Source organism: Corynebacterium tuingiense (assembly GCF_046718165.1).
Classification (GTDB): Bacteria; Actinomycetota; Actinomycetes; order Mycobacteriales; family Mycobacteriaceae; genus Corynebacterium.
The window spans coordinates 69,218-95,661 of the sequence record NZ_CP177101.1; the positions used below are offsets into that span (position 1 = coordinate 69,218).

Genomic DNA, 26,444 nt, shown 5'->3' on the forward strand with positions numbered 1-26,444 from the left:
GGAGAGTGCTACTGGTTCAGACCCAAAAAGCGGTTGACCAAGCTGTGGTAGGCGCGCACGGTGAGATCTAGGTCCTCGAGGTAGAGGTGCTCATCGTGGCTGTGTAATTGCGAGTTGGCGCTGGCCATATCGCGGCCCTCGGCGTGCATCGCAAAGCCATAGGCATTGCCGCCCTTGCGGCGGGCGAAGCGGAGGTCGGAACCACCGGTGGCGTGGACGGGGACGACGTCTTTATTGGGGAAGAACTCTTTGGCGGTGGCCTCAATGGTGCGCCAGAGCTCGGTATCGGTGGAGGACTGGGTGGCGTTTTCGGTAATGAGGTGTTCGATTTCTACCTCATCGGCAAGATCGCCCAGTGCGCTGCGGAGGAAATCGTCCAAGTCTTCCTGGGTTTGCCCAGGGAAGGGGCGGATATCCATCTCAAGGTAGGCGTGGGAAGGCAGCACATTGATGGCCCCGCCGGCACGCAGGACGGTCTCGGCGATGGTGGTGTGGCTAAAGGCGTGGGCGTAGGCATCGAGGTTGCCGAACTTGGTGTAGTCACCGGTGCCATCGATAAGCTCTTTTTCGGTCTCAGGATCGAACTTGAAGGTGCGGACGAAGCCCTCCCAGATCTCGTTGGAGGCTGTGGGTGGCTCGGCCTCGGCGATGCGGCGGGCGACCTCGCCAATCTTTACGATGGCAAAGTCCTTGCCGTAGGGCGTTGAGCCGTGCCCGGCATCGCCGGTGACGTGGAGGCGGCGCTGACCGGCGCCCTTTTCGCCCACGTTGAAGCCCACCGCGCCGGGCAGGTGGCTACCGCCGGTCTCGGAGAGGCAGTTCTTCCAGGAGAAGGCATCGGGGTGGTTTTCTGCCATCCACCGCACGCCCAAGCCACCGCGGGCCTCTTCATCGGCCATGCCCACGAAGGCAAGCGTTCCGCCGGGGTTGCCGGCGCGCGCTACCTCGCGGGTGACGGCTGCCATGGTGGCGGTAATAAAGAGCATGTCTACGGAACCGCGGCCGTAGAGCTTGCCGTCTTCAATGAGGGCCTCGAAGGGCGGCTTGGTCCACTTGGGCTCGTCGACGGGAACGACATCGGTATGCCCCATAAGGGTGAGGGGCTCCTTGGCGGGATCGCCGGGAACGGTGACCACGATGGACACGCGGCCGGGGTGGGATTCAAAGCGCTCGATGGAGACGTCTTCACCGGCAAAGAAGTTCTCTAGCGTATCGGCATTGCGCACCTCAAAGCCGGAATCCGGGGTGAGGTCGTTCACGCAAGCATTGCGGATGAGTTCTTGGAGGAGCTCGAGGGTGTCATCGTAAAGCGTCATGCCCCTTAGGGTAATCCCGCGAAAAAAATTTTGTGATTTTGGCCAAAGTTGAACGGCGTTCAAGTATGGTTCACTGCATGAGCATCATCGACATCGCCCGTGAGAAAGCTCTGGAGCAAGGCAAAGGCCTTAACCAGGAAGAACTACTACAAGTACTGCAGGTTCCAGATTCCCAGCTGGAAGAAATTGCTGATATCGCCCACCAGACCCGCCTGAAGTGGTGCGGCCCGGACGTATCGGTGGAAGGCATTATCTCCATCAAGACTGGTGGTTGCCCAGAAGATTGCCACTTCTGCTCCCAGTCCGGCCTTTTTGAGTCCCCCGTGCGTGCAGTGCGCCTGAACATCCCTGAACTGGTGGAGGCGGCACAGAAGACCGCCAAGACCGGCGCCACCGAATTCTGCATCGTCGCCGCGGTGAAGTCCCCGGATGACCGCCTGCTGGACCAGGTGGGCGAGGCCATCGCCGCCATTAACGATGCCGTTGACATCGAGATTTCCTGCTCCCTGGGCACCCTGACCCGCGAGCAGGCACAGCGCCTGAAGGACATGGGCGCACAGCGCTACAACCACAACCTGGAGACCTCCCGCTCCTACTTCCCCAACGTGGTCACCACCCACACCTGGGAAGAGCGCAAGAAGACCCTGGACTACGTGCGCGAGGTAGGCATGGAAGTCTGCTGTGGCGGCATCATCGGCATGGGCGAGTCCCTGGAGCAGCGCGCCGAGTTCGCAGCCCAGCTGGCAGAGATCGATCCGTGCGAGGTTCCGATGAACTTCCTCGACCCTCGCCCGGGCACCCCGTTCGCTGACCGTCCGCTGGTTCCGCTGGGTGAGGGCCTGCGCGCCGTTGCTGCATTCCGCTTGGCGATGCCCTCCACCACCCTCCGCTTCGCTGGCGGCCGCGAGCTTTCGCTTGGCGATGACGGCACCGAGCGCGGTTTGCTCGGCGGCATCAACGCCATCATTGCCGGCAACTACTTGACCACCTTGGGTCAGGAAATCGAAAAGGATGTGGACATGCTGGGCCGCATCGATCTCCCGATCAAGGCTCTGTAGTGTCCGAGCCGAACTCTGAGTTGGCAACCGCCGTCCTGGCCGGGGACGAGCCAATTTTCCACCCCAATACCGGCAAGCCGATCGAAGAGGTCTTCACGCTACACCCCGCTGCAGCCGCCGGCCTCGACGTGCCGCGCTACTGCCAGATCTGTGGCCGCCGCATGGTGGCCCAGGTGCGCCCCGATGGCTGGCACACTAAGTGCTCGCGTCACGGGGAGCTAGATTCTGAGTGGTTATACGTAGAGCAGCTACCAGAGAGTTAGCACTACCAAGATAAGGAGCCGCTGCCGCAAGGCAGGCGGCTCTTTTTTCTATTGAAAAACAGCCGTGAACTGCGGGTAGGTAATCCTACTTGCGAAATTTGGTGCGTCCTACTTTAGAGATTTGGTACTCTCTACTTTAGAGATTTGGTGCGTCCTACTTGCGAAATTTGGTAAATTTATGTTTGTTCCTCGGCAGCTCAGTGGATCTATAACGCAGTTAATGAAATGGTTTCCAGTTGTCAGCGTGACGGGGCCGCGGCAGTCTGGGAAGTCGACTCTTCTGAGAGAAATGTTTCCGGACTTGTCATACCTCAATCTTGAGGATCCAAGTATTCGAAGGGTGGCACAAGAAGATCCTGTGGGTTTCCTTTCGAGCCAAAGTGGACCGTTGATTATAGATGAGGCTCAATATGCACCGGACCTGTTTTCCGTTGTCCAACTTCGCTCGGATGAAGTGGGAAGCCCTGGGCAATATATCTTATCCGGATCGCAAAATTTCTTGCTTATGGAATCCATAACGCAATCGCTGGCGGGCCGCGTTGGGATCAGTCATTTGTTGCCCTTCGGCCTCATGGAAGCTCGCTCTATATCAGCTGATCTGACCGTTGATGAATTTATGGTTCGTGGTGGATATCCGCGCTTGTACCAGGCTCAAATTCCTCCGGAAATCTATTTTGAAAACTACGTGCAGACTTATCTCCAACGGGATGTGAGTGGGTTACTCAATGTTCGGAATAGTGATAGCTTTTGGCGATTCATTAAGGTCTGTGCGCTGCAAGCTGGAAACTTAATTAACTATTCCGCAATCGCAAATGAGATTGATGTTTCTTTCCAGACGGTAAAAAATTGGGTCTCAATTCTGGAGTCTAGTTTCATCATATTTTCTTTACCCAGCCACCATTCCAATCCCCGGAAGGTGCTTACTAAGACCGCGAAGTTGTATTTCTATGATACTGGCCTGTTGTGCCACCTTCTTGGTATTTCTTCACCAGAAGAACTTTCTGTGCATCCACAGTCAGGTGCAGTGTGTGAAAATATGGTGGTAGCAGAAACCATGAAAACGCATATTCACTCTGGTCGCAAGCCGGATCTACGGTTCTATCGGGATAGTTCTAAAAGAGAAATCGACCTATTGGATTTTACGGGCGGCGATCCTAAGGCTTATGAAATCAAGGCATCGCAGACCTATCATTCCAAATACACGCGTCATCTCGCGACTGTAGGTGAAGAGCTGGAGATCAAACCCGCAAACCGCACAGTGCTATACCGCGGCCAGCATTCCTTCGAAGCGAATGGTGCGCAGGTAGTCCCCGTTGAGCAGTACTTGAAGGCGCTTGATTAGATTGGTGGGTATGGATCCCGCTGTAGCCCATGCTCATCAGTCCGCGCTGCGATCGATTGCGCGTGTCGTGGAGGAGACGGCGCCGCGCACGGAGGCGGGCAAGGCATTGGGGGACATCGCCAAGCAGCTGCGAGAAGGGCCGGTGATGGTGCTGACGGGGGCGGGGGTATCGACGGAATCGGGGGTGCCGGATTATCGCGGACCGCGGGGCTCGCTGAGCAGGCACCGGCCGATGACGTATCAGGAATTTCGCCATGATCCGGCCGCTAGCCATAGGTATTGGGCGCGCAGTTTTGTGGGCTGGCGCGTGATGGATTCCGCGGCGCCGAATCGCACGCATTATGCGCTCGTGGAGTTGGAGCGCGCCGGGCTGGTTAATGGTGTGGTCACCCAAAACGTGGATGGCCTGCATAAACGGGCGGGTACGGAGAGGTTGGTGACGCTGCACGGTGATATGGAAACCGTGGTGTGCCTGCTGTGTGGTCACCATGAGGATCGCGGGCACTTCGACGCGCGATTGGCTGCCGCGAACCCGGGATACCTGGAGCGCCTAGTCGTGGAAAGGGACCAAGTTAACCCGGATGGTGACGTGACGCTGGATGAGAAAGATGTTGCGGCGTTCCGGATGGCTGGCTGCGAGCGTTGCGGATCGGAGCTGCTCAAGCCGGACGTGGTGTATTTTGGCGAGCCCGTGCCAGCCACGCGGCGGGATGCGGCCTTTGCGCTATTGAACGAGGCTAATTCGCTGCTGGTGGCCGGTTCTTCGCTGGCGGTGATGAGCGGATACCGCTTCGTGCTTGAGGCGAAGAAGCAGGGCAAGCGCGTGGCCGTTATCAATTGCGGGCCAGGCCGCGGGGATAAGAAGGTGGATACGCTGTGGCGCACGCAGGTGGGCCCGGCTTTTGATGCCCTGCTCGATGAGTTGGAGATTTAATCAACGCGGCGTGTGCTCTACCATCCTGAGCAGCGTGCGCACGATGGCGTGCACGCGCCTATCCATGGGCATATCTTCGTGCATGACCACGGCGTGGCGGTCAAAATCTTGGATATAGATATTGCGCACCGCACCCTCAGGAGCGCCCTCTGGGTCGAGGAAGCAGGTCTCGGGCGGGACGACGACGGCATCGGAACGCGTGGCGATGCAGGTGTAGCTCACGTCGGATTCGAGGTCGCCGTCGCGGTTGACATCGCGAAGCACCTCGCTGCCTACCACCTGGTCCATGCCGGCGGGGCCAAACCAGCCATCGATAATGGAGCGGATCACCGCCTCTTGGCGTTGGGTACGGATGAGGCGACTGGCGATGCCCCCGTGGGTCGTCCCATGATTAGGTGCGCTAATGCTCATGAGGTGGATGACCTTCTCGGCGCCGCCGTCCATGCGCATCCAGTACCGCGCGAGCAGTCCGCCCTGGGAGTGGCCTACCAAGATGACCTTTTCTGCTCCGGTGACGGCGAGCACGGTATCGATATACGCGCCGAGCTGCTGCGACGATTCCGGGATGGTCTGCGTGGCGCGGTGACCGTAGTCAGGGGCAAAGACCGCCCAGCCGTCCTGGCGCAAGATATTGCCCATAATCTGCCAGACGCCCTTGGTATCGCAGGTGCCGTGGATCAGGATGACCGGCCAGGGGCGCTCGTCGCTTGGGCGGGCGCCCCAATCGTCTTCGAAAACGCCGCGCGGCTTCGTGCGTGCGCCGAGGGGCAGGGTCCTTGCGGCATCGGCATCGAGGGCGGAATCGCCGGGACTGGACTTGTCCTTTTCGGCCTTGAGGCGGTCAACGATCTCGTCGGCGACGTCATCCTGCAAAGCACTGGCCGCGGCCGGGGAGGCGATGCCAAGGCGTGGCGAATCTTTTTCTTCGGGTGCATCTTCCTCGTTCACGCGCCCGAATTTGAGGAGTTGTTCAGAAATAATGCTTTTCAACTCTGCAAGAGATTCGACAGCCATGCCTTCCAATCATACGCGTTAATGCAGGTAAATGGCCTCTTTAGAAAAGTTGAAGAAATTTATGGAGAAAGCCCTTGACCTCACGCCATAATCTTTGTAAACTTAGGCTTGCCTAATCACGGGCGGTGCTTACGGCGTAGGGCGCTCCACTCCTTGCCGCTAAGTGCCAGAGATTAGTCATGGGGAGAGGGCCCGCCGATGCGCAGTCGGCGGGCCTTCGTTTATGCCTCGGGAGGGTTAGTCGTCGAAGCAGGCGGCGGGTGCTTCATCCTCACGCGGGGGAATGGGAAGATCAACGGGAAATTCACGGGTGGCGACAAAAAGCTCCACCCCAATATTAATGGCAGGCATAGAGCTAACGATACCAAGTGGGTGTTCCGGATTCAGAGCTGGAAAAGACTCCGCTGCCGTACTGCGCTGTCCCCGCTAAACTCGCGGTTATGACCGATCTGCAGCATGTCCACTCCGTAGATGAAGCGGTGACTCGCTTAATTGAGCATTATGAAACCTCGTGCGAGATGGCGCGCGAGGCTCTTGCCTCCGGCACCCTCGATGATTATCGCCACGTGGTCTATCCCAAGGTGACCGTGGAGATCCGTAAATGGCAGCCGATCGACCGCTCCGAGCCCTTTGGCTATGTGGACGAGGCCGGCAAGTATTCTGCGGTCGTCTCCAAGCCGCACATCATCCGGGAGTACTTGCACGAGCAGCTGACGCGGCTGACCAATAACTATCCGTGCGATATCTTCGTGGGCCAATCGGATGAGCGCATTCCGCCGGAATACATCAAGGATGCCCCGGCGGCCCCGCAGGAGCGCGGACCCATCCCGCGCCCGACCTTGGATGAGGTCAACGATGCGATTATTGATGGTGAGTGGGATGCCTTCCACGGCGAAGAAAAGCCGCTCTTTCACTTCGGAGCGCAGCGTTTCGATATTGCCTGTGCGCGCATTGAGCACTACACCGGCATCGAGGTCGATACGGTGCAGAAATACATTCTGTTTACCAATTACGCGATGCACACCACGGAATTCGTGAAATTCGGCCTGCGCGAGTTGACCAAGGAGGATTCGCGGTATACGGCGCTCGTATTGCCCAATGGGGAGACCATTCACCCTAATGATGCGGTGGACCTCGACCTAGATGGGCTGACGCTGACCTCGCGCTTTCAGATGCCCCGGTTCGATCTCATTACCGCGGGCGGCGATGGCATCACGATGATCAACATTGGTGTAGGGCCATCGAATGCCAAGACGATTACGGATTGCTTGGCCGTGCTGCGGCCGGAGGCCTGGATCATGATTGGCCACTGCGCCGGCATGGATGGGCGCATGCGCATCGGAGACCTGATCTTGGGCAATGCCTACGAGCGCCACGACCACATCTTGGACCGGCAGGTGGTTTCTTCCACGCCGATTCCGGCCATTCCAGAGGTCCAGCGCATGCTGGAGGCGGCCGTGGATGAGGTCTACGGCAGCGATAATTCGCTCATGCGCACCGGCACGGTGCTATCGACCGATGACCGCGATTGGGAGTGGCGCACCAGCCGGGATCTGTGGGAGTGGTTGCGCACTTCTACCGCGGTGGCGGTGGACATGGAATCGTGCGCCTTGGCGGCAAATGGGTACCGCTACCGCGTGCCTTATGGCACGCTGCTTTCCGTATCGGATCTGCCGCTGCACGCCGTGCCGAAGCTGCCGGCGCAGGCCCAGGCGTTTTATTCTAACTCCAAGGAAGCCCACGTCATGTGCGCGGTGCGCGCGGTGGAACAGCTGGCAGAAAACCCGGAGCGCCTGCGCACGCGCAAGCTGCGGCGCACGTTGGGAGAGGTTCCTTTCCGGTAGCTGCTTTCCCTTGGTAGGTATCGCTAGTTAAACTACAAAGAAAGCCCATGACGCAAAAGGAGCCGCGCAATCGTGACTGAGAATTGGATCCACCCGGACCGGGAGAACCTCACTTGGGAAGTCTTCGGCGAAGCGAGCCGGAATCTTTCGGAGCAAATCGTGGAATCCGGCTGGTTTCCTGACTTGATCGTGGGCGTTGCCCGCGGCGGCCTGATCCCGGCCGGTGCCATTGGTTATGCCATCGGGGTCAAGGCCATGGGCGCTATCAACGTGGAGTTCTACACCGATATTGGCCAGACCTTGGATGAGCCGATCATCTTGTCCCCGCAGTTGGATACGGATTCCCTCAAGGGCAAGAAGGTGCTCGTCGTTGATGACGTGGCCGATTCCGGCAAGACCTTGGATCTGGTGGTGAACTTCTTGGAAGAAACTGCCGATGAGGTGCGTTCCGCTGTCGTCTACACCAAGCCGAAGACCATTTTCGAGCCGGATTATTCCTGGAAGAAGACGGATAAGTGGATCAACTTTGCCTGGTCGGTGCTGCCGGTCATCACGGCGGATGGCTCCTTTCAGGAAGGCTCGTAGTAGCTACTAGTATGTGCAGGCGTGATTAACGAGCAGCCTGCACCCACCGGCGTCATCGCCAGTTTCCGCTTTGCCTTTTCCTCACCTGCGCGTTTGCGCAAGGAGGCGCTCGGTGGACTGGCGGTGGCGCTTGCTTTGATCCCGGAAGTTTTAAGCTTTTCTATTCTCGCCGGCCTCGACCCGCGGGTGGGGCTGTATTCCTCGGTGATTATGGCGATGGCCATCGCCTTTACCGGCGGGCGCCCCGCCATGATTTCCGCGGCGGCCGGCGCGGTTGCCCTGGTGGTGGCCCCGCTCGCGCACGAGTATGGGCATGATTATGTGGTGGCGGCAGTGCTTGCGGCCGGTATCATCCAGGTGCTGTTGGCGTGGGTGGGCATCGCCAAGCTCATGCGCTTTATCCCGCGTTCGGTGATGACGGGATTCGTCAATGCGCTGGGCATTATGATGTTTACCGCGCAGCTGCCGCACCTTATTGATGTCCCCTGGATGGTCTATGTGCTGGTGGCCATTGGCCTGGCCATCATGATCATTTTGCCGCGGTTTACCCAGGCAATTCCGGCGCCGTTGGTGACCATCGTGGTGGTGAGCATCATCGCCGGCGCGGCTGGGTGGAAGGTGCCGGATGTGGCGGACCAGGGCGAGCTGCCTACGACGCTGCCGGGACTATTCATTCCAGATATTCCGTGGAACCTGGAGACCCTGCAGGTAATTGCGCCCTATGCCTTTGGGATGGCGCTGGTGGGCCTGATGGAATCGCTGCTGACGGCGAAGCTTGTCGATGACATTACGGATACCCATTCCGATAAGACCCGCGAGTCCTTTGGCCAGGGCATTGGCAATATATTGGCCGCAGCCATTGGTGGCATGGGCGTGTGTGCGATGATTGGCCAGACGATGATCGGCGTCAAGGTATCCCAGGCGCGCACGCGCTTGTCGACGTTCCTCGCCGGCGCCTTCCTCCTCGTGCTGTGCCTGCTTTTCGGCGAGGCGGTAGGCCGCATTCCGATGGCCGCGCTGGTCGCGGTGATGATCCTCGTGGCGGCGACGACGGTCAATTGGCATTCCATCCGCCCGCGCACGCTCAAGCTGATGCCGCTTTCTGAAATCCTCGTCATGCTGCTGACGGTCGCGGGCACGCTGGCCACGCATAACCTGGCGGTAGGAGTGGTCTTAGGCGTGGTGGCTGCATCGATTGGCTTTGCCCGCCGGGTGGCGCACCTCGTGGAAGTTGAGTTGGTAGATGGATATACCTACGTGGTGCATGGCCAACTCTTCTTCGCCTCCTCGAATGATTTGGTTTACGCCTTTGATTACACGCTTGATACGGACTTCGTGGTGGTGGACCTTTCCGATGCCGAGGTCTGGGATGCCTCGACGGTGGCGACGCTGGATGCGGTGCAGAAAAAGTACGCGGACCGCGGCATTGAGGTGGAGTTTCGGGGCCTCGATGGGGCGAGCGCGCAGCGCCTGGAGCGCCTGAGTGGGCAACTGGGTGATTAATATCACATTGCGAGCGTGATGTGCGTAAGCGTACCGGCTGAGAAGCGTTGGATGGAGTGGACTAGCGCGGCGAGATTGACCGTTTAGGGCAATGACCTCGAACTATTAGGCGATATTAACTTCGTGCCGTGGAGCAGCTTTGTCTTAACTAACTTAGGTGATCCAACCTGAAAAATGCCCCTGAGGTGCGGGTTTGATTAAGCATACCTTGCTAGACGGGAGATTTTATTTGGGTATTGTAGTGCCTACAACCAATTAATTGATTCCTACAGAAAGGATTTAGCAATGGATGAGAAGCTGCAAACTCTGCTAAACAATCAGGTCATTAACGAGCACGGCGCCGCTATGGTCTACACCCAGCTGGCCTACGAGATGGACAACCTGTCCTTCCCGGGCATGCGCGACTGGTTCATGGCTCAGGCTAGCGAAGAGCGCGTCCACGCACAGAAGCTTGCGGATCACCTCTTGGCACGCGGCTACCGCGTAGAGCTTAACGATATCCCGGTTGGCTCCATCAAGGCTGCCACCCCGCTGGATGCGTTCGAGGCTTCCTTGGCACACGAGCAGAAGGTCTCCGAGCAGATCCGCGAGATCGCCCGCGTTGCCCTTGACATCCAGGACCTGGACTCCCGTCAGCTCATTGACTGGTTCCTGGCTGAGCAGATCGAGGAAGAGGACACTGTTTCTGAGATCATCGACCAGATCAAGCTGGTGGGCAACGATGGCGCTGGCCTGCTGCGCATCGATTCCCGTTTGGCTAACCGCAACTCCTAAGTTGTGAATAACAAACACATCAAGATTTAAATCAATCCTCCCATAGCACTGGGCTGCTGTGGGAGGATTGACGTATGTCTGCACACCTCAAAGCAACCCTCTCTGCCACCCTGGCGGTATTGGCATTAAGCCTCATCATCGGTGCTGCGGTCATCTCAAGCCACGTGACCCTCGGCATCTTTTTGACCACCGCGGCGCTCATGCTGAGTCCGTTTGCGGGGGTGGTGATGCTGGCGTGTGGGGTCATCGGCAAGCGCGGGCTGGTCAACCGCTCCTTATATTCCTTGAGTGGAATGCTGATTCTGGCCTCGTTGGCCGTGCTCATCGTGTTACCGATGGCGCAGGCAACGGCGGCGCTGGTGATTTTTATCGCCGGTACCGCGGTGGGGATTGTGGCACTGCAGACCCAAGCTACTAGGCGCGCATAAACTGGACGCATTATGCCGAAGTTGCTGTTTGATCTGTACGGCGTGCTGCTGCGCCCCGCCACGCCGGAAGCGCACGCTGAACTGGAGCGCTTCCTCGCGCCTGCGAACCCGGAGGCATTCTGGGAGGCCTATAACTATTTCCGGCCCGATTACGATGCCGGAATTTTTAGCGATAGCCACTACTGGAACGAGATAGCCGCCCGTGCGGGTATGGAGCCCATTGACTGCGCTGGGGCCGTGGCCTGCGAGAATCAGTACCTGCTCGAGGCGGACCCAGAGATGGTAGCGCTGGTCAAAGGGCTCATCGGGGAGGGCTTTAGCGTCGGGATTTTATCCAATATACCCACGACCCTGGCGGAACAGGTGCGCGCGCAGCACCCGTGGTTGGCAGAGTGTGCGGCGGTAACGCTGAGCTGCGATATCGGGGTGGCCAAACCGCATCCTGAGGCCTACCGGGTGGCGGTGGACGCGCTCGCGGCGCAGCCTAAGGACACGCACTTCTTTGATGACCGCATCGACTACATCGAGGGCGCTACCTATTGCGGGTTGCAATCCCACCTGTTTACCGGCATCGACTCCGCGCGCGAGGTATTACGCGGTCTGGAGTGAGCGGCCGAGCTCCAATGGCTCGCGCAATAGCTGATCGGTGGCCACGGTGCGGGCGACGGCTCGCACGATTTCTTTGTGGCTTGGAATCATGCGCAGCTCCAGATCGTCCGAGGCAGAATCGCGCACGGTGGAGGCAAAAAGCTGGGGCGCGCGGGAATCGCCGGTAAAGGCCCCGCCGGCAATGACCACGGTTTTTGGTGCGTATTCGTGGACCATGTCCGCCGTAATCTGGCCCAGCTGGCGGGCGCGCTCATCCAAAATGGCGCGCACGGCTGAATTGGACTCGGCGATGGTCGCGACCTCGGGCAGGGTACTGGCCTCGATGCCGTGGCGGCGCACGGCCTCCAGGATGGACTGGGTGGCCAAGAGGTGTTCGGAAGCGCCGTGGCCCAGCACGTCAGAGTGGGTCTGCGGGAGCGGGATGATGGAATTGACCTCGTCATCGACGGAGAGCGCAGATCCTAAGGAATCATCCGCGAAGAGCAGGAGAACGCGCTCGTTCGTGCCAATCTCGGCAGCCTGGGTCTCCGAGCCCAAAATGGCGGAAATGGCAGAGGTAACAACCACGGGAACGCTAAATTGGAAGCGCAGGCGCGCGGCGATATCCACGCCGTGCCAACCCAGGTTATCCGCGGTGACTAGGCCCTCTTCATCCACGGTGCCCGAGGTGGTAATCCCCAAGGCCACGAGCCGGCGATCTAGGCCCGTCATCATGCGGTTGATGCCGGCCATGATGTGTTCAAGAAAGTCTTCCTCCGTCAGGCGGGCGACAGGAGTGGCGATCTCTTCTTCTGAAACGGTGCGGCCCTTGATGTCATAGAGGCCGATATAGGTCTCAGAGGTGCCGACAGCGATGCCGCCGAGTACCCAGTTATTATCCGCGGCCTCGAGGGGAACGGTAGGGCGGCCCCGGCCCTGGGATTGGGTGAGGTCGGTGCGCTCTTGGATGAGTCCTGCGTTGAGGAGCGCGGTGGTAGCGCGGGTAATGGTGGGCTGGGAGAGTCCGGTGGCTTCTACCAGCTCACTACGGGTAATGATCGGATTCAGGCGCACCAGGTGAAGGCACTTAGCAGCCGGTGTACGGGGGCGCGTGAACACGGGGCCAGGTTTGATCATGAAAGAAAGTATATGTGTCACAGACTGCTTTGTCTAATCTATTCATAGGTGTATGTACCGAATGGTCTAAAGGTGGAGGTAGGCCGAAAATTCCCTATGCTGGGGCGCATGAAATCAGTAGCGGTTTATTGTGGTTCCGCCGTGGGCAATTCGCCCGCCTATAGCGCAGCGGCACAACACTTGGGCGGCGAGCTTGCCCGTCGCGGGCTGAACTTGGTCTATGGCGGCGGAAATATCGGCCTCATGCGTGAGGTTGCCAACTCCTGCTTGAAGGCCGGCGGCACCGTCACTGGCGTCATGCCGCAATCCCTGGTGGATTTAGAGATCTCCCACCCAGGCTTGACCCGCCTCGAGGTCGTGGATTCTATGGCCGAGCGGAAAACCCGGATGGAGCAGCTGGCGGATGCCTTTATCTGTTTGCCCGGCGGCGTGGGCACGTTGGAGGAAGTGACAGAGGTACTGACCCAACAACAGCTGGGCAGCATTCGTGGGCCCGTTGGCTTGGTTGACGTGGAAGGTTTTTGGCAGCCCTTTTATGACATGTATGCCGCCATGGCTGAGGCGGGCTTCATCCTGCCTCGCTTTGTAAAAGCACTGGTCATAGAGGAAAATCCCGCGGCCGTGCTGGATGGTTTTGTCCAGTGGCACTACCCGGGCACGAAGTGGAACAACGATTAGCTAACAAGTTTGCAACATTTGGGTGGGGCTGGGTGGCTTATCAACAAGATAAAGGGTTAGACTTCCCTCTTATGAGTTCTGAGCAGACCGCTAAGCGCCAGCCCTCTCTACTGGACGCTTCGTGCGATAACTTCGTTCACGACCTAGCCGAGCTATCCCCAACTGATGCAACCGCGTGGGGAATTGACGGTTTTGAAGGCGAATTGCAGGATTTTTCCCCTGACTATTTTGAGGCGGTCGCTGATCGCACCCGCGATATGGTTGCGGATCTAGATGCCTTGGATGACACCACCGATGAATCCGATGATGAGGATGACTTCGATGATGTGGATTATGTCACCGCCGCCGTCTTGCGGGATCGTCTCTGCTTAGATCTGGATTTGCACCACCACGGCGAGGATATTCGCAGCCTAAATAATATTGCCTCGCCCGTGCAGACCATCCGGGATTCCCTGCTGCTTATGCCGCAGGAGACCCAGGAGGACCGCGAGGCCATTCGCTCCCGCCTGTCCAAGGTCAAGGGTTCCCTCGATGGCTACCGCGAGTCCCTGAAGGAAGCGGCCTCCCACGGCATGGTGGCACCGCACCGCCAGATCTCTGAGGTCATTGTGCAGTGCGAGCGGCTTGCCGATGCCGATTCCATGCTCGAGGGCCTCGGCCTCGACCCCGACTCCGCCGAGGTAAAGAAGGCCAAGGAGGCCTTTGGCGAGTTCTCGGATTGGCTGTCTAATGATCTGCAGCCGCAGTCCTCTAATAAGGACGCGGTGGGCCGCGAGCGCTACGAGCGCTTTTCCAAGCTTTTCGTCGGCGATTCCGTGGACTTGGACGAGGCCTATGAATGGGGCCTTGACCAGGTGCGTTACCTGCGCGGCGAACAGGAGAAGATCGCGCACGAGCTTTATGGCTCGGAGTGCTCGGTGCGCTCTGCCATGCGCAAGCTGAACCACGAGGAACGCTATACCCTGCGCGGTACCGATGCCTTGGTGGAGTGGATGCAGAGCAAGGCCGATGCGGTCATCGCCGAGCTCAACGGCAAGGAATTCGACATTCCGGAAGAAGTCGAAGAGATCGAGTGCTGCATCGACCCGGCGGGCACCGGTGGCATCTTCTACACCCCGCCGAGCGATGACTTTTCGCGCCCGGGCCGCATGTGGTGGTCCGTGCCGGAGGGCCAAGACACCTTCCACACCTGGCAGGAGCTGACCACCGTGCACCATGAGGGCGTACCGGGCCACCACCTGCAGCTGGGTTCTGCCCTGGTACAAGAGGATCTGAACCTGTGGCGCCGCGCGGTGACCTGGAACTCCGGCCACGGCGAGGGCTGGGCCCTATACGCCGAGCAGCTGATGGCGGAGCTGGGTTACATGGACGATCCTGGAGTGCGGATGGGGCTGCTCGATGCCCAGCGCCTGCGCGCGGCCCGCGTCGTGGTGGACATCGGATTGCACCTGGGCAAGAAGCTACCGGACTGCACCGTATCCGGCGCGTGGGATAAGGCCCACGTGAAGACCTACATGCGCGAAAACACCGCCATGGATGATGCGAACCTCAACTTTGAGGTCAACCGCTACCTGGGTTGGCCGGGCCAGGCCCCGTCCTATGCCTTGGGCCAGCGCCTGTGGCAAGAAACCCGCGCCGCCGCCGAGGAGCAGGGCATGAGCGCCCGCGAATTCCACTCCGAGGCGCTGGCTCTTGGCTCGGTGCCCATGTCGGTGCTGCGCGAAGCCGTGCTCAATAACTAAGCGCGCCGGCTAGCCGCGCACGCTAGCGCCTTTTAGCAAACTTGCCGACGGCCCTAATGAGCTGCGGCAGGTACCCCGCAATGACTAGCACCGCGATGAGGCGGGTAAGCTGCACCGCGATAACCACCGGGCCAGCTCCGCCTTCCGCGGAGAGCGCGAGCACGGTCTCTAGCGCGCCGGGGCTAGTAGCTAGGTAGGCCTCGAAGTAGCTGATATTGAGCCAGTGCATCAGCGGCCACGCCGTTGCCGCACAGAGGCCGAGGACCGCGGCGATGGAAAGAATCGTCGCGGGAAGCTGCTTGGCAAAGGCTTTGAGCGATGGGAGAGACAGCCCGCCGCCGCAGACCCAACCGATGGATAAAAAGGCGATGACCTTAAAGGCATAGATCGGCTCTAACGTATGGCCCTCCGGCAGGAAGAACGAGGCCAGCACCGTCAAGATCAGCGGGCCGAGGACCGCAGCGGCGGGCAGGTGCAGGAATTTGCCAAGGCTTTCGCCGACCAGCGCGATAACGAGCACTAGTGCGATGATCCACCAGGTGGTTTCCGCCTCCAGCCTTAAGTCACCGCCCCTTCCTGCAGGCGTATCGAGGAAGGTCACGACGGCGGGAAGGGATACGGAAACGATCAATAACCGCAGGTATTGGGTGAGCGCGACGTAGCGGTAGTCGGCACCGAGTTCATCGGCAAGCGCGGGCATGAGCGAGGCACCCCCGGGAAGCATGGACAGGATGCCGGTTTCGGAGGAGACGTCCCGTGGCTGCTGGCGGTGCAGCATGACGCCGCAGAAGATGCCCAGCGCGATGGTGACAAAGGACATGGTTATGGCCGCCGGCAGGTATCCCACCAATTGGCCAAAGGAGACCACCGTTAGCGGCAGCGCGGCCATGATGCCGATGAATCCGCGCGATAGACCATAAAATTTGCGGTTGACCTTGAGGTCTTCGCCGGTGATAAGGGCCATGGCTCCAGAGGCGATGATCGCGGCCAAAATCCACGCGGCCGGCACGTGCCACATGCTAAAAAGCCAGCCCAAGAGGATGGAGACGGGGACGACGATGCCCCACCGCAGGATGGTGTGGGTGTCTACGCTTATTCCCCAGTGCCGTTTAGCCACGTATTCTCCCATCTTCTGCTCGTCCTCGATCGAGTCTAGACCTCCCCGCCGCGGGGTTTATGATCTCCTCATGGATATCGACGTGGCGCAGTGGGCGGTGCTCCTTATGGGAGCGGCGGGGGCAGGCTGGATCGACGCGGTCATTGGCGGGGGAGGCCTCGTGCTTATTCCGCTATTGCTTGCCGTCGTGCCGGGGCTTGCACCGGCAACGGCGCTGGCCACCAACAAGCTTGCGGCGGTATCGGGCACGGCATCGGCGGCGGTAACCTTGGCGCGCCGGGTGCGCCCACCCGCAGGGGAGCTCGTTCGTTACGCCCTCATCGCCCTCGTGTGCGCCGGGCTGGGCGCGAGTGTGGCGGCGAATCTAAATAGCGACATCATGCGCCCGCTGATCATCGTGCTGTTAGTGGTGGTGGGCGTCTTCGTGACCTTTAAACCGAGCTTCGGCACCACCGAGTCACCCGGTATCCGCGGCGGATGGCGCGCCTGGGCGGGGATTGCGGTGGTAGCGGCCATCTCCTTTTATGACGGCATCTTTGGCCCGGGTACCGGCATGTTCCTGATTATGGCCTTTACCTTTATTTTCTCCCAGAACTTCTTGAAATCCGCGGCGATGGCCAAGGTGGTCAATACCGCCACGAACCTTGGCGCGCTGGTGACCTTTATCCTTGGCGGCCACGTGTGGTGGACGCTTGGCATCGCGTTGGCCGCCGCCAATATCCTTGGCGCCCAGGTAGGTGCGCGGACGGTGCTCAGCGGCGGGACGAAGTTTATCCGCTACGCCCTGCTTACCTTGGTCGTGGTCATGAGCTGCTATTTATCCTGGCAGCAGTGGGGCTAAGCTACATCCGGTTCTTGGTCCGGGCGGTGGCGATGGCATTCCACGGATCCTCGGGCCACGGGTGCTTGGGGTAGCGCCCGCGCATATCGGCGCGCACCCCGGCGTAGGGGCCGGACCAGAAGCTCGCGAGGTCATCGGTGACCGCCAGCGGGCGGCCGGCGGGGGAGAGCAAGTGAAATTGCACGCGGTTGCCGCAGTACTCTGGGGATTCGGCCAGGCCGAAGCATTCTTGCAGCTTGATGTGGACCACGGGGCGCTCGCCCGACCAGTCGATTTTGGCATCGCGGCCGGAGGGCACGGGCAGGCGCTGAGGTGCGAGCTCATCCAGGCGCGTGGCTTCCGGCCAGGGGAGCAGGCGCTGCAGGGCGGGGTACATGTCTATCTTGGCGGTGGGGGTTCCCGCGGCAATCTGGTGCAGCTCGGGCCCGAGCCACTCGGCGGGATCGGCGGCATCGACATCTGGCCACGGATCACCGTAGTGCGCGCGCAGGTGGCGGAGCCTATCTTTTAAGCTCTGGGCCTTTTCGCTGAACGTAAATAGGCCAAGGCCTTCTTCGCGGATGCCGGCGGCTAGTGCCTGCGCGGCGGCATCGCCGGTGATCTTAACTGGGGTCTCGGAGAGCACAATCGCTCCGGCCGCCCGGACCTTGACCCCGCGCACGCGGCCTCCATGCAGGAAGGCGCGGGTTTCTTCGGTCACGCCGATGGCATCCAGCGCGGCGGACTCTGCGATGCGCGCGGCGGTGCGGATGATGGGGTTTCCGGCATTGGAGAGGGTGACCTCCGCGATGGCGAGCCACGGCGAGCCTGCCAGCCCGGAGTTATCCAGCAGCCGGGCGCGGGTGCCGCTGGCCAGCAGGTAGTCTTCGCCCACGCGCTTGGCCACCTGCTCGGGATAAGCGGTGGCGACGACCTCGCCGGGGTCTGCGGGGCCGAGATCCTCCACCAGGCGGGACAGGCGCTTGACTTCCTTCTGCGGTGCGGGGCGGCGGGTGAGATCGGTGGTATTGGTGGGGGCATCGGCAAGCGCGGCGATGGTGGGCGCCGCCTGGCTGCCGTGCCGGATAAGGGCCGCGCCGAGGCGGGGATCGGTGGGCAGGAGGGCGAGCTCCTGCGTCGCGCCAATGCGCTCGAGGGTGGCGCGCGCGGCCGCAAGGGCCTGGGCGGGCGGCGGATCGAGCAGCGGGAAATCCGGGCCCGCGCCCCAACAATCCAAAAACAGCGCAGCCTGCGTGAGATCCGCGGACAGGATCTCCGGAGTGGTGTGCGGGGAAAAGTGTTGGTAATCGTCCTGGGAATAGCAACGAATGACCGTACCTGGCGCCTCACGCCCGGCACGGCCCGCGCGCTGGTCCGCGCTCGACTTCGACGTGGAGACCGTTACCAAACCGGACATACCGCGCTGCGCATCGCGCCGGGGAACGCGGGCCAGCCCCGCATCTACCACCACGCGCACGCCAGGCACCGTCAGCGAAGACTCTGCGATGGATGTCGCCACCACAATGCGCTGCTCATCGGTATAAAGCGCGGCATCCTGCTCCGCGGTGGTCTGCTTGCCGTGCAGCGGGAAAACATTATGGCCCTGCAGCTCCTCGCACACCAGGTTGACCTCGCGCACGCCGGGCACGAAGACCAGCGTGGATTCGTGTTGGCGGGCCGCTTGCTTGGCGATGCCCCCGTAAAACTCCCGCGATCCCGCCGCGCGCCCCGGCTGCGGCGCGCACTGGATATCCAGGGGATAGGTCACCGCCTCGGTGGTGTGGACGGGCGCGCCCATGAGCTGGGAAAAGCGCTGTGCGTCTACCGTGGCGGACATGGCGATGACGCGGAAGTCCTCGCGCAGCTCGGCCAGTTCTAGGCACATGCCGAGCACCAAATCCGTATCCAGCTGGCGCTCGTGGACCTCATCGATGGCCACGGCAGCCACGCCCTCGAGCTCCGGATCCTTTAACAGGCGGCGCAGCAGCACGCCCGGGGTGACGAATTCGACCTCGCTTCCCGTGCGGGATTCGCCGCGGATGGCGAAACCGACCTTATCCGGGGTGCCGCTGAGGGTGCTCAAGCGCTGGGCGGCCGCGCGCACGGCCACGCGGCGCGGGGCGGTGACGATGACCTTGCCGCGCCCTGCAGCGTGATTGGCTAGTGCTGGTGGCACGAGCGTGGTTTTACCCGTGCCGGGCGGTGCCTGAATGACGACGTTTCCGGTGCGAGGCAGCGAATCGATGGTCTCGGCTACGGGCAGACCCGCGCCGATGCTGGCAAGATCGAACATTTAGTTGGCGGCCCCAAAACCTTCCACGGGGCCGTCCAAATCCTTGCGCTCCCACGAATCCTCATCGCCGTCCAGCGTGCGTACCACGCGGCCGGGCGTGCCCAGGACCAGCGAATTATCCGGAATATCCTTGGTCACCAGCGTGCCGGCGCCAATAACGCAGTTTTCACCAATGGTAACCCCCGGCATGACGGTGGCATTGGCCCCAAACCAGGTATTGCGCCCCACGGTGATGGGGTGGGCGATTTCCCACCCGCCCTCGCGCATCGCGTGATCGTTAACGGGGTGGCCCACCGTAATGAACGAGCAATTGGGTCCAATCAGCACGCGGTCACCGAATGTGACCTTGGCCTGGGCCAAAATGCTGCTGCCAAAGTTGATGAAGACGCCTTCCCCACAGACGATATTGCAGCCATATTCCATATTCAGCGGCGCGTGCGCCCCCGGCACGTGTGATTCCTCCGGCAGGATCTCCCGCAAGATTGCCTGCGCCTGCTCCTTATCGGTGTTGTGCAGATCGTTAAACTGCCCAATCAGCCCAAAGGTGCGCTGGTGCTCCTTATCGATGTCCCCCATGCCCGGCAGGTGCCACTGCCCACCGGTCATTCGCTCCCAAGTGCCGTAGCGTTGCAGGTCGTGCAGCTTCTGTTCATCCATGGTGGCCATTGTAGAAGGAGCGTGGCCTAACCGATTAGCGGCTAGGGTGGAGGAATGCTTTTTGATTCACTGCCGCGGCCGAATGCGTACGTCGCGCGGGGCGTGGGGCACGTGCCGGGATGGGTGGGCATCGGCAAGCAAAAGGCCTTGGTAGAAGAGACGCGGGAGATTGCTCGCGCGTATGCGCATACGCCGATGGCGATGGTGCAGCCGCGGCTGAAATCGGGTGGGCAGATGAGCGTATTTCAGCTGCATCTTGGCCGGTATTGGCATTATCCCAGCTACCGGTACGTGGACAATATGGAAGGCACGCGGGTGCCGCCGGTGCCGGATAGCCTGCGGGAATTGGCCCCGGCGGCGCTGCGGCAGGCGGCCCAGGTTGCCCCGGAGCTTGAACCATGGGTGGATAACTTCGTGCCGGAGATGGCGTTGGTGAATTATTATCCGCCCGGCTCGGCGATGGGGATGCACGTGGATGACTCGGAGGAATCGCCTGCGCCCGTGATTTCGCTTTCGATTGGGGATGAGGCCCTCTTCCGCATAGGCCATACCGAAAACCGCACCAAGCCCTGGGTCGATGTGACCTTGTGCTCGGGTGATTTGGTGGTCTTTGGCGGCCCAAAGCGCTTTGCCTACCACGGGGTGGTGCGGGTAAATGATGGCACGCTGCCGGAGGGTTGCGGGCTGCAGGAAGGAAGAATCAATATCACCATCAGACAAGTTTCGGCGAGCGCGGTAGGCTAGGGCGGGTTACATAAAGGTTGAAGAAAAGAGGTTTTCTTATGTCCCGAATTGGCATCATCATCGGCTCTACCCGCGATAAGGCGGCAGGCCAGGCAGTAGGCGAGTGGGTCAATGACCTCGCCCAAGGCCGCGAGAACGGCGTGGAGTACCAGCTGTTGGAGCTCAAGAAGTTCAATGTCCCCATCCTTACCAGCGAGGTTGTTCCGGGTGCGGCGAATAAGCAGTACGATGACGCCAACGTGCAGGAGTGGTCCAAGGCCGTCGATGCCTGCGATGGCTTTGTCTTCGTGACCCCGGAGTACAACCACTCCGTGCCTGGTCCGTTCAAGAATGCATACGACTCGCTCGGCGCGGAATGGGCCGGCAAGCCGGTGGCCTTCGTGGGCTATGGCTCCGTCGGCGGCGTGCGCGCGGTCGAGGCATGGCGCAATGTCGTGGCTAACTTCTCCATGCCACAGCTGCGCAACCAGCTGGACTTTAATATCTTCACCGATTGGAACGATGGCGAATTCCGCCCCAGCGATGACTCCTACGAGCGTGCAAACTCCCTGCTTTCTGAGCTCGAGGGCGCACTCTAAGCAAAAAGCCCCGCACCGTGCCGCGCGCTGCGTAGCATGGGGTGCATGACTGAAAAGAAAGTAGCAGTAGTAACCGGCGCCTCCTCTGGCATTGGGGAGGCCACCGCGCGCTCTTTGGCCAAGGACGGCTGGCGCGTCGTGGTGGGAGCGCGCCGCACAGACCGCCTGCAGCAGCTTGCCAATGAAATCGGTGGCGAGGCCTATGAGCTGGACGTTACCTCCGATGTCTCCGTCTCCAAGTTCGTCTCCCACCTCGACCGCGTAGACCTCTTGGTCAATAACGCCGGCGGTGCCAAGGGCTTGGAGCCGCTTGTCGATACCTCCATCGAGGACTGGCAGTGGATGTACGAGACCAACGTGCTCGGCACCGTGCGCATGATCCAGGCGCTTATGCCCAAGCTCGAGCGGGTGCCGGATCTTTCCGGGCTAATTATTAATGTCGGTTCCATTGCCGGCTGGACCGTCTACGAAGGCGGTTCCGGCTATAACACTGCTAAGCACGGCGTGCGCGTGATCTCTCGCGCGCTGCGGCTAGAAAATCACGATGTGCGCGTTACCGAGATTGATCCTGGCCGCGTGGCCACGGACTTTTCCTTGGTGCGCTTCAAGGGCGATGAAAAGCGCGCGGCCAAGGTGTATGACGGCCAGCTCAACCTCGTGGCAGAGGACATCGCCGAGGCCATCCGCTGGGTTGCTGCCCAACCTGCTCACGTCAACGTGGATACAATGACCATCAAGCCGCGCACGCAAAGCTAAGGCCCCGCGGGCCTCTGCAAAGAGCAGCGGCGGGGCGGGGCCTTAGGCCTTATGGTCTTGCTTGCGCCTTATTGCAGGCCAAACTGATCCCATGCGGCAGGGGCCAGGTTCTGGTACACGTGCTTGTGCTCCTGGTATTCGGCAAGGCCGGTCGGGCCTAGCTCGCGTCCATTGCCGGACTGCTTGTAGCCGCCCCATTCCGCCTGCGGCAGGTACGGGTGGAAATCATTGATCCAAATGGTGCCGTGGCGCAGGGCGCGGGCAACGCGCTCGGCGCGGCCGGCATCGGAGGTGTACACCGCGCCGGCCAGGCCATACTCGGTATCGTTTGCGATCTCGATGGCCTCCTCCTCAGTGGTGAAGGTCTCGATGGTCACGGTCGGGCCGAAGGCCTCGTCGTGGACGCAGTCCATCTCGCGGGTAGCGCCATCGATAATCGTGGGCAGGTAGTACACGCCCTGGCCCAGATCCGTGGTGCCGGTGCCGTGCTGGCCGTTGGTGTCCTCGCTGGTGGCGGCGCGGCCGCCGGTGAGGATCTTGGCGCCTTGTTCGCGGGCCTTGTCCACGTAGGCTGCTACCTTCTCGCGGTGATCGGCCGAAATGAGCGGGCCGGTCTCGGCCTTGTCATCGGTGGGGCCACCGATCTTGATCTTCTCGGCGCGCTCGACCAGTGCGGCAACGAACTTATCGTGCAGGGACTCTTCCACCACGATGCGCGAGCCGGCGGAGCAGACCTGGCCGGAGTGGAAGAAGGCGCCATTAAGCGCGTTATCCACGGCGACGTCGAAGTTGGCATCGGCGAAGATAACGTTCGGGTTCTTGCCGCCAAGCTCCAGCGCGGTGCGCTTGACGGTCTCTGCCGCGTTCTTTGCAATCAGCTTGCCGGTAACGAGGCCGCCGGTGAAGGAGACCATGTCCACGTCGGGGTGCTGGGAGAGCGGATTGCCGCAGTTAGCGCCGGCGCCGGTGATGAGGTTGCCCACGCCATCTGGCAGGCCGCATTCCTTCAGCGCAGCCATGAGCAGCATGGCGGTGTGCGGGGTCAGCTCCGCCTGCTTGAGCACGAAGGTATTGCCGGCAGCAAGGGCTGGGCCCACCTTCCAGGACACCTGCAGCAGCGGGTAGTTCCATGGGGTAATCAGGCCGCAGACACCCACCGGCTCGGCGTCGATGCGCGAGCGCAGGTTGGGATCTTGCGGGTCGACCACGCGGCCGGCTTGGTGCTGGGCCAAGGTGCCAAAGTACTCGAAAGCATTGGCAATATCGTCCATATCGCCCAGGGATTCCTCGTAGCGCTTGCCGGTATCCGCGGATTCGGCTTGAGCGAAAAGCTCCTTGTGTTCCCGGATGAAATCCGCCAGGCGGATGACGATCTTGCCGCGCTCGGCGGACGGCGTTGCGGCCCACTCGCCCTTATCGAATGTTTCACGTGCAACCTGGATGGCGCGCAGGGTATCTGCCTCGAATGCCTCGGAGACGACGCCGACGGTGGAGCCATCGGCAGGGCAGATAATGGTGCGGGTCTCGCCATCCTGGGCGGCCTCCCACTGGCCGTTGATGAAGAGCGACTTCGGGGCATCACCGGAGTGCACGCCCTGGAGCAGTTCGGTGGTCGTGGGATCGAACAAAGTGTTCTGGGTGCTCAAAGTGCAAGCAACCTTTCTCTAATTGCGGCGGTATCTTGCGGCGGTATCGCCCGCCAGTTTAACTATCTTCGCGCCAGGTGCGTTCCGGCTCGGCGCCATCGGAGACATCGGAATCGCCCGGCTGACTTTGCTGCATGTAGAGGAATGCCAGGTGGCGCTCGTACAGGTCCAGCACGTTATTGATGATCTGGTTTTCGGAGTAGCCGTAGACGTCATAGCCCAGCGAACCGGTCATGTCATAGACCTCAAGGCGGTAGTACTCGCCGTCGCCCTCGCAGAAGTCCGGGCGCTCCGCGGAAACCGGGAAGAGCTGGTAGCGGAATTGGCGCTCGTTGTGCAGCCGGACTTCGAGATCGAGCTGGGGCAGCTCGGCATCGGGAAGCTCACTGGTGAGCAAGATGGCGTCATAGCCGCGGGTGCGCATTTGCGTGGCCACCTGCTCGAGGGCGTAGGTGGCGGTTCCCCGCAGGTAGTCATCCATGTCCTGTTTGGTGGGGAAGGAATTGGCGCGGTCCAGGCGGTTCTTCCACAGGTTGGAATCGCTCGGCTCGCGCTCGGTGCGGCTGCTGATGGCGCCGTGCAACGCGGTTTTCCGGGCCTCACGCTGGAGGATTTCCAGGCGCAGCGACTTCCAGAGCGAGAACATGATGAGGTAGACCACGAACGCGAAGGGTAGGCCCATGACCACGGTTGCAGACTGCACGGTGGCAATGCCATCGAGCTGTAGCAACGCCAAGGTGAGCGCGCCGACGGTGATGGACCAGAAAATGCGCAGCCACCGGGCGCCATCTTGCCGGTTATCCGTGATGCGGGAAGTGAAGTTCGACATGACCAGCGCACCGGAGTCGGCCGAGGTGATATACAGCAGCAGGCCGATGAAGGTGGTCAGGAAGATGACGATGGCGGAGCCAGGGAATTCCTGGAGCATGTCATAGAAACCCTGCTCAGGAACGTTGATGGCGTTTTCCGCAAATTCCGGATAGTCACCAGAGCGCACCATGTCCAGGGCGGTATTGCCAAAGAAGGACATCCACATCAGGATGAACAGGAAGGGGAAGGTCAGCGTGCCCAGGATGAACTGGCGCAGCGTGCGGCCGCGGGAAATGCGGGCCAGGAATAGGCCGACGAAGGTTGCCCAGGCAATCCACCAGGCCCAGAAGAAGAGGGTCCAAGACTGCATCCAGGTATCCACGCTGGCTTGGTCCTCAGCAAAGGCGAAGGTCTCTAGCGTCCAGGAGGGGAACTTGGAGACGTAATCACCGATATTGGTGACGATGGCGTCGAAGAGGTAGGCGGTCTTGCCAAAGACCACGACGTAGATCATCAGCGCGATGGCCAGGTAGACATTGAGCTCAGAGAGGAAGCGAATGCCTTTATCCACACCGGATACGGCAGACAACGTCGCAATGGCGACCGCGATAATGATGAGCCCTGATTGCAGCCCCAGTCCTTGCTCGATGCCGAAGATGAGGTGGAAGCCGTAGGACAGCTGCACCACGCCGATGCCCAGGGATGCGGTAACGCCGAAAACGGTGCCCAGCATGGCGGCAATGTCCACGGCCGCCCCAATGGGTCCGTGCACGCGCTTGCCGATGAGCGGGTACAGCGCCGAGCGAATAGCCAACGGCATATTCAGACGGTAGGCGAAGTAACCAAAGGCCATGCCCATCAGCGCATAGAGCGCCCAGCCGGTAAGCCCGTAGTGGAACATGGCGTAGACCACGGCCTCTTTGGCGGCCTCCATGGTTTCACCATCGCCCACCGGCGGATCCATGTACATCGTGACCGGCTCGGCCACGGCGAAGAACATGAGGTCCACGCCGATGCCGGCGGCAAAGAGCATGGATACCCATGAAAAGGTATTGAATTTGGGCCGGGAGTGGTCCGGGCCCATGCGGATGCTGCCGGTATTGGAAAAGGCGATGTAGAGGACAAAGACCACGGCGATGGTGGCGGTCAGGACGTAGAACCATCCCAGGTTTGTGCCGATCCATCCGGTGACGCTGGCGAGGGTATTCGCCGCGGATTCTTTGCCAAAGCCCGCATACAGGGCCATGGCGATAATCAGGACACCGGAAATGATAAAGACCGGCCAATTGGGCTTGGGCGCGGCCACCTCGTCTGCGCCGACATCGTCGCCGGTTTCGGCCTTGTAGCTGCCGACGATGGCGCGGACTTGGTTGCGCGGTTTATGGCCCTTGTCCCCAGTTGGGTGAGTCTCCCCAGTGGAGTGAGCGAGAGAGGTGTCGGAATCCCCTGTGTGGGACTCTTCATGGTCGTGCGGACCACGGTTTGCCATCTACTTCTCCTAGTCTTGATCGATTAAGTGCCGAATCTTTCGCAAGGCTGCCCCACAATTCCCCGAAAAGAGGGGTAAGAGATAGGTTGGTGGCATAAATCATATGCGAGCAATCTATGCGTAAAGACCCCGGATTTCATCTACTCAGATGCATATCCGAACACCGTAAATATACATTAATCTGGGAAAACGTCCACCAGATGTGTATTCTGGGGGCGCTATTGTGCATAAATGAAAGCGGAAAAGCGCAGATTTTTTGCGCAGGATACAATGGATCCGCCCGAAATACGGCGAGAACTACGTGTGAGATGGCTCACAGAAGGAAGGG

Annotated in this window: 24 protein-coding genes; 16 read left to right on the forward strand and 8 right to left on the reverse strand. The window is 60.6% G+C overall.

Annotated features, from left to right (window positions below; all coding sequences use genetic code 11):
• Positions 1–8 precede the first annotated feature (8 nt).
• Positions 9–1,316, reverse strand: a complete 1,308-nt coding sequence (locus tag ACLI1T_RS00355; protein WP_237792259.1) for a M20/M25/M40 family metallo-hydrolase — start codon at positions 1,314–1,316, stop codon at positions 9–11.
• Between the two features lie 77 nt (positions 1,317–1,393).
• Here ACLI1T_RS00355 and bioB point away from each other — a divergent pair, with 77 nt between their 5' ends.
• From bioB to ACLI1T_RS00375, 4 genes are all read left to right on the forward strand, one after another.
• Positions 1,394–2,374, forward strand: a complete 981-nt coding sequence (gene bioB, locus ACLI1T_RS00360; protein ID WP_005276160.1) for a biotin synthase BioB — start codon at positions 1,394–1,396, stop codon at positions 2,372–2,374.
• Positions 2,374–2,637, forward strand: a complete 264-nt coding sequence (locus ACLI1T_RS00365; RefSeq protein WP_023024778.1) for a hypothetical protein — start codon at positions 2,374–2,376, stop codon at positions 2,635–2,637. Before bioB ends, ACLI1T_RS00365 begins: the two co-directional genes overlap by 1 nt.
• A 220-nt stretch (positions 2,638–2,857) precedes the next feature.
• Positions 2,858–3,979, forward strand: coding sequence for an ATP-binding protein (locus tag ACLI1T_RS00370; RefSeq protein WP_139027178.1), 1,122 nt, complete (start codon positions 2,858–2,860; stop codon positions 3,977–3,979).
• Positions 3,980–3,989: 10 nt separating this feature from the next.
• Positions 3,990–4,913: a Sir2 family NAD-dependent protein deacetylase gene (locus ACLI1T_RS00375; protein WP_411702733.1), complete on the forward strand. Its 924-nt coding sequence runs from the start codon at positions 3,990–3,992 to the stop codon at positions 4,911–4,913.
• Here the strand turns inward: ACLI1T_RS00375 and ACLI1T_RS00380 are convergent, their stop codons facing one another.
• Positions 4,914–5,927 (reverse strand): esterase/lipase family protein, encoded by a 1,014-nt coding sequence (locus ACLI1T_RS00380; protein WP_411702734.1) that lies wholly within the window; start codon positions 5,925–5,927, stop codon positions 4,914–4,916.
• A gap of 440 nt (positions 5,928–6,367) precedes the next feature.
• Between ACLI1T_RS00380 and amn the strand changes: the two genes are divergently transcribed.
• The 6 genes from amn (at position 6,368) to ACLI1T_RS00410 (ending at position 11,670) form a co-directional block, all read left to right on the forward strand.
• The gene (amn, locus tag ACLI1T_RS00385) at positions 6,368–7,771 is read left to right on the forward strand and encodes an AMP nucleosidase (RefSeq protein WP_237792262.1); all 1,404 of its coding nucleotides are present in this window, start codon (positions 6,368–6,370) and stop codon (positions 7,769–7,771) included.
• Between the two features lie 72 nt (positions 7,772–7,843).
• On the forward strand, positions 7,844–8,356 hold the full coding sequence (locus tag ACLI1T_RS00390; RefSeq protein ID WP_005276176.1) for a phosphoribosyltransferase: 513 nt from the start codon (positions 7,844–7,846) through the stop codon (positions 8,354–8,356).
• Between the two features lie 21 nt (positions 8,357–8,377).
• Complete coding sequence (locus tag ACLI1T_RS00395) at positions 8,378–9,859, forward strand: SulP family inorganic anion transporter (protein ID WP_411702735.1); 1,482 nt, start codon at positions 8,378–8,380, stop codon at positions 9,857–9,859.
• Between the two features lie 285 nt (positions 9,860–10,144).
• Positions 10,145–10,633, forward strand: a complete 489-nt coding sequence (locus ACLI1T_RS00400) for a ferritin (RefSeq protein WP_005276181.1) — start codon at positions 10,145–10,147, stop codon at positions 10,631–10,633.
• 74 nt (positions 10,634–10,707) lie between these two features.
• Positions 10,708–11,061: a hypothetical protein gene (locus tag ACLI1T_RS00405; protein WP_349837042.1), complete on the forward strand. Its 354-nt coding sequence runs from the start codon at positions 10,708–10,710 to the stop codon at positions 11,059–11,061.
• A 12-nt stretch (positions 11,062–11,073) separates the two neighbouring features.
• Entirely contained in the window at positions 11,074–11,670 is a 597-nt protein-coding gene (locus ACLI1T_RS00410; RefSeq protein WP_284831726.1) for an HAD-IA family hydrolase, read from the forward strand.
• On the opposite strand, the gene ACLI1T_RS00415 is transcribed toward ACLI1T_RS00410, so the two are convergent.
• On the reverse strand, positions 11,653–12,786 hold the full coding sequence (locus ACLI1T_RS00415) for an ROK family transcriptional regulator (RefSeq protein ID WP_411702736.1): 1,134 nt from the start codon (positions 12,784–12,786) through the stop codon (positions 11,653–11,655). The genes ACLI1T_RS00410 and ACLI1T_RS00415 overlap by 18 nt on opposite strands.
• A 108-nt stretch (positions 12,787–12,894) precedes the next feature.
• On the opposite strand from ACLI1T_RS00415, the gene ACLI1T_RS00420 reads away from it, so the two are divergent.
• Together ACLI1T_RS00420 and ACLI1T_RS00425 are read left to right on the forward strand one after the other, a co-directional pair.
• Positions 12,895–13,464, forward strand: coding sequence for a TIGR00730 family Rossman fold protein (locus tag ACLI1T_RS00420; RefSeq protein ID WP_034653731.1), 570 nt, complete (start codon positions 12,895–12,897; stop codon positions 13,462–13,464).
• A 71-nt stretch (positions 13,465–13,535) separates the two neighbouring features.
• Positions 13,536–15,206: a DUF885 domain-containing protein gene (locus tag ACLI1T_RS00425; protein WP_411702737.1), complete on the forward strand. Its 1,671-nt coding sequence runs from the start codon at positions 13,536–13,538 to the stop codon at positions 15,204–15,206.
• Between the two features lie 22 nt (positions 15,207–15,228).
• Here ACLI1T_RS00425 and ACLI1T_RS00430 read toward each other — a convergent pair whose 3' ends face one another.
• Entirely contained in the window at positions 15,229–16,335 is a 1,107-nt protein-coding gene (locus ACLI1T_RS00430; protein ID WP_411702738.1) for an AbrB family transcriptional regulator, read from the reverse strand.
• Between the two features lie 58 nt (positions 16,336–16,393).
• On the opposite strand from ACLI1T_RS00430, the gene ACLI1T_RS00435 reads away from it, so the two are divergent.
• Complete coding sequence (locus ACLI1T_RS00435) at positions 16,394–17,164, forward strand: TSUP family transporter (protein ID WP_411702739.1); 771 nt, start codon at positions 16,394–16,396, stop codon at positions 17,162–17,164.
• A gap of 1 nt (position 17,165) precedes the next feature.
• Here the strand turns inward: ACLI1T_RS00435 and hrpB are convergent, their stop codons facing one another.
• Together hrpB and ACLI1T_RS00445 are read right to left on the reverse strand one after the other, a co-directional pair.
• Positions 17,166–19,436 (reverse strand): ATP-dependent helicase HrpB, encoded by a 2,271-nt coding sequence (hrpB, locus tag ACLI1T_RS00440; protein WP_411702740.1) that lies wholly within the window; start codon positions 19,434–19,436, stop codon positions 17,166–17,168.
• Positions 19,437–20,102, reverse strand: coding sequence for a sugar O-acetyltransferase (locus ACLI1T_RS00445; protein ID WP_239269670.1), 666 nt, complete (start codon positions 20,100–20,102; stop codon positions 19,437–19,439).
• Positions 20,103–20,147: 45 nt separating this feature from the next.
• On the opposite strand from ACLI1T_RS00445, the gene ACLI1T_RS00450 reads away from it, so the two are divergent.
• From ACLI1T_RS00450 to ACLI1T_RS00460, 3 genes are read left to right on the forward strand one after another with little or no spacing between them, the layout of a single operon-like run.
• Positions 20,148–20,837 (forward strand): alpha-ketoglutarate-dependent dioxygenase AlkB family protein, encoded by a 690-nt coding sequence (locus ACLI1T_RS00450; RefSeq protein ID WP_411702741.1) that lies wholly within the window; start codon positions 20,148–20,150, stop codon positions 20,835–20,837.
• A 38-nt stretch (positions 20,838–20,875) separates the two neighbouring features.
• Positions 20,876–21,415: an NADPH-dependent FMN reductase gene (locus ACLI1T_RS00455; RefSeq protein WP_411702742.1), complete on the forward strand. Its 540-nt coding sequence runs from the start codon at positions 20,876–20,878 to the stop codon at positions 21,413–21,415.
• Positions 21,416–21,451: 36 nt separating this feature from the next.
• Complete coding sequence (locus ACLI1T_RS00460) at positions 21,452–22,171, forward strand: SDR family oxidoreductase (protein ID WP_411702743.1); 720 nt, start codon at positions 21,452–21,454, stop codon at positions 22,169–22,171.
• 68 nt (positions 22,172–22,239) lie between these two features.
• Here the strand turns inward: ACLI1T_RS00460 and ACLI1T_RS00465 are convergent, their stop codons facing one another.
• Together ACLI1T_RS00465 and betT are read right to left on the reverse strand one after the other, a co-directional pair.
• Entirely contained in the window at positions 22,240–23,817 is a 1,578-nt protein-coding gene (locus tag ACLI1T_RS00465) for an aldehyde dehydrogenase family protein (protein ID WP_411702744.1), read from the reverse strand.
• A 58-nt stretch (positions 23,818–23,875) separates the two neighbouring features.
• Positions 23,876–26,116 carry a choline BCCT transporter BetT gene (gene betT / locus ACLI1T_RS00470; protein WP_411702745.1) on the reverse strand — a complete coding sequence of 747 codons (2,241 nt, stop codon included), beginning with the start codon at positions 26,114–26,116 and terminating at the stop codon, positions 23,876–23,878.
• Between the last annotated feature and the right edge of the window lie 328 nt (positions 26,117–26,444).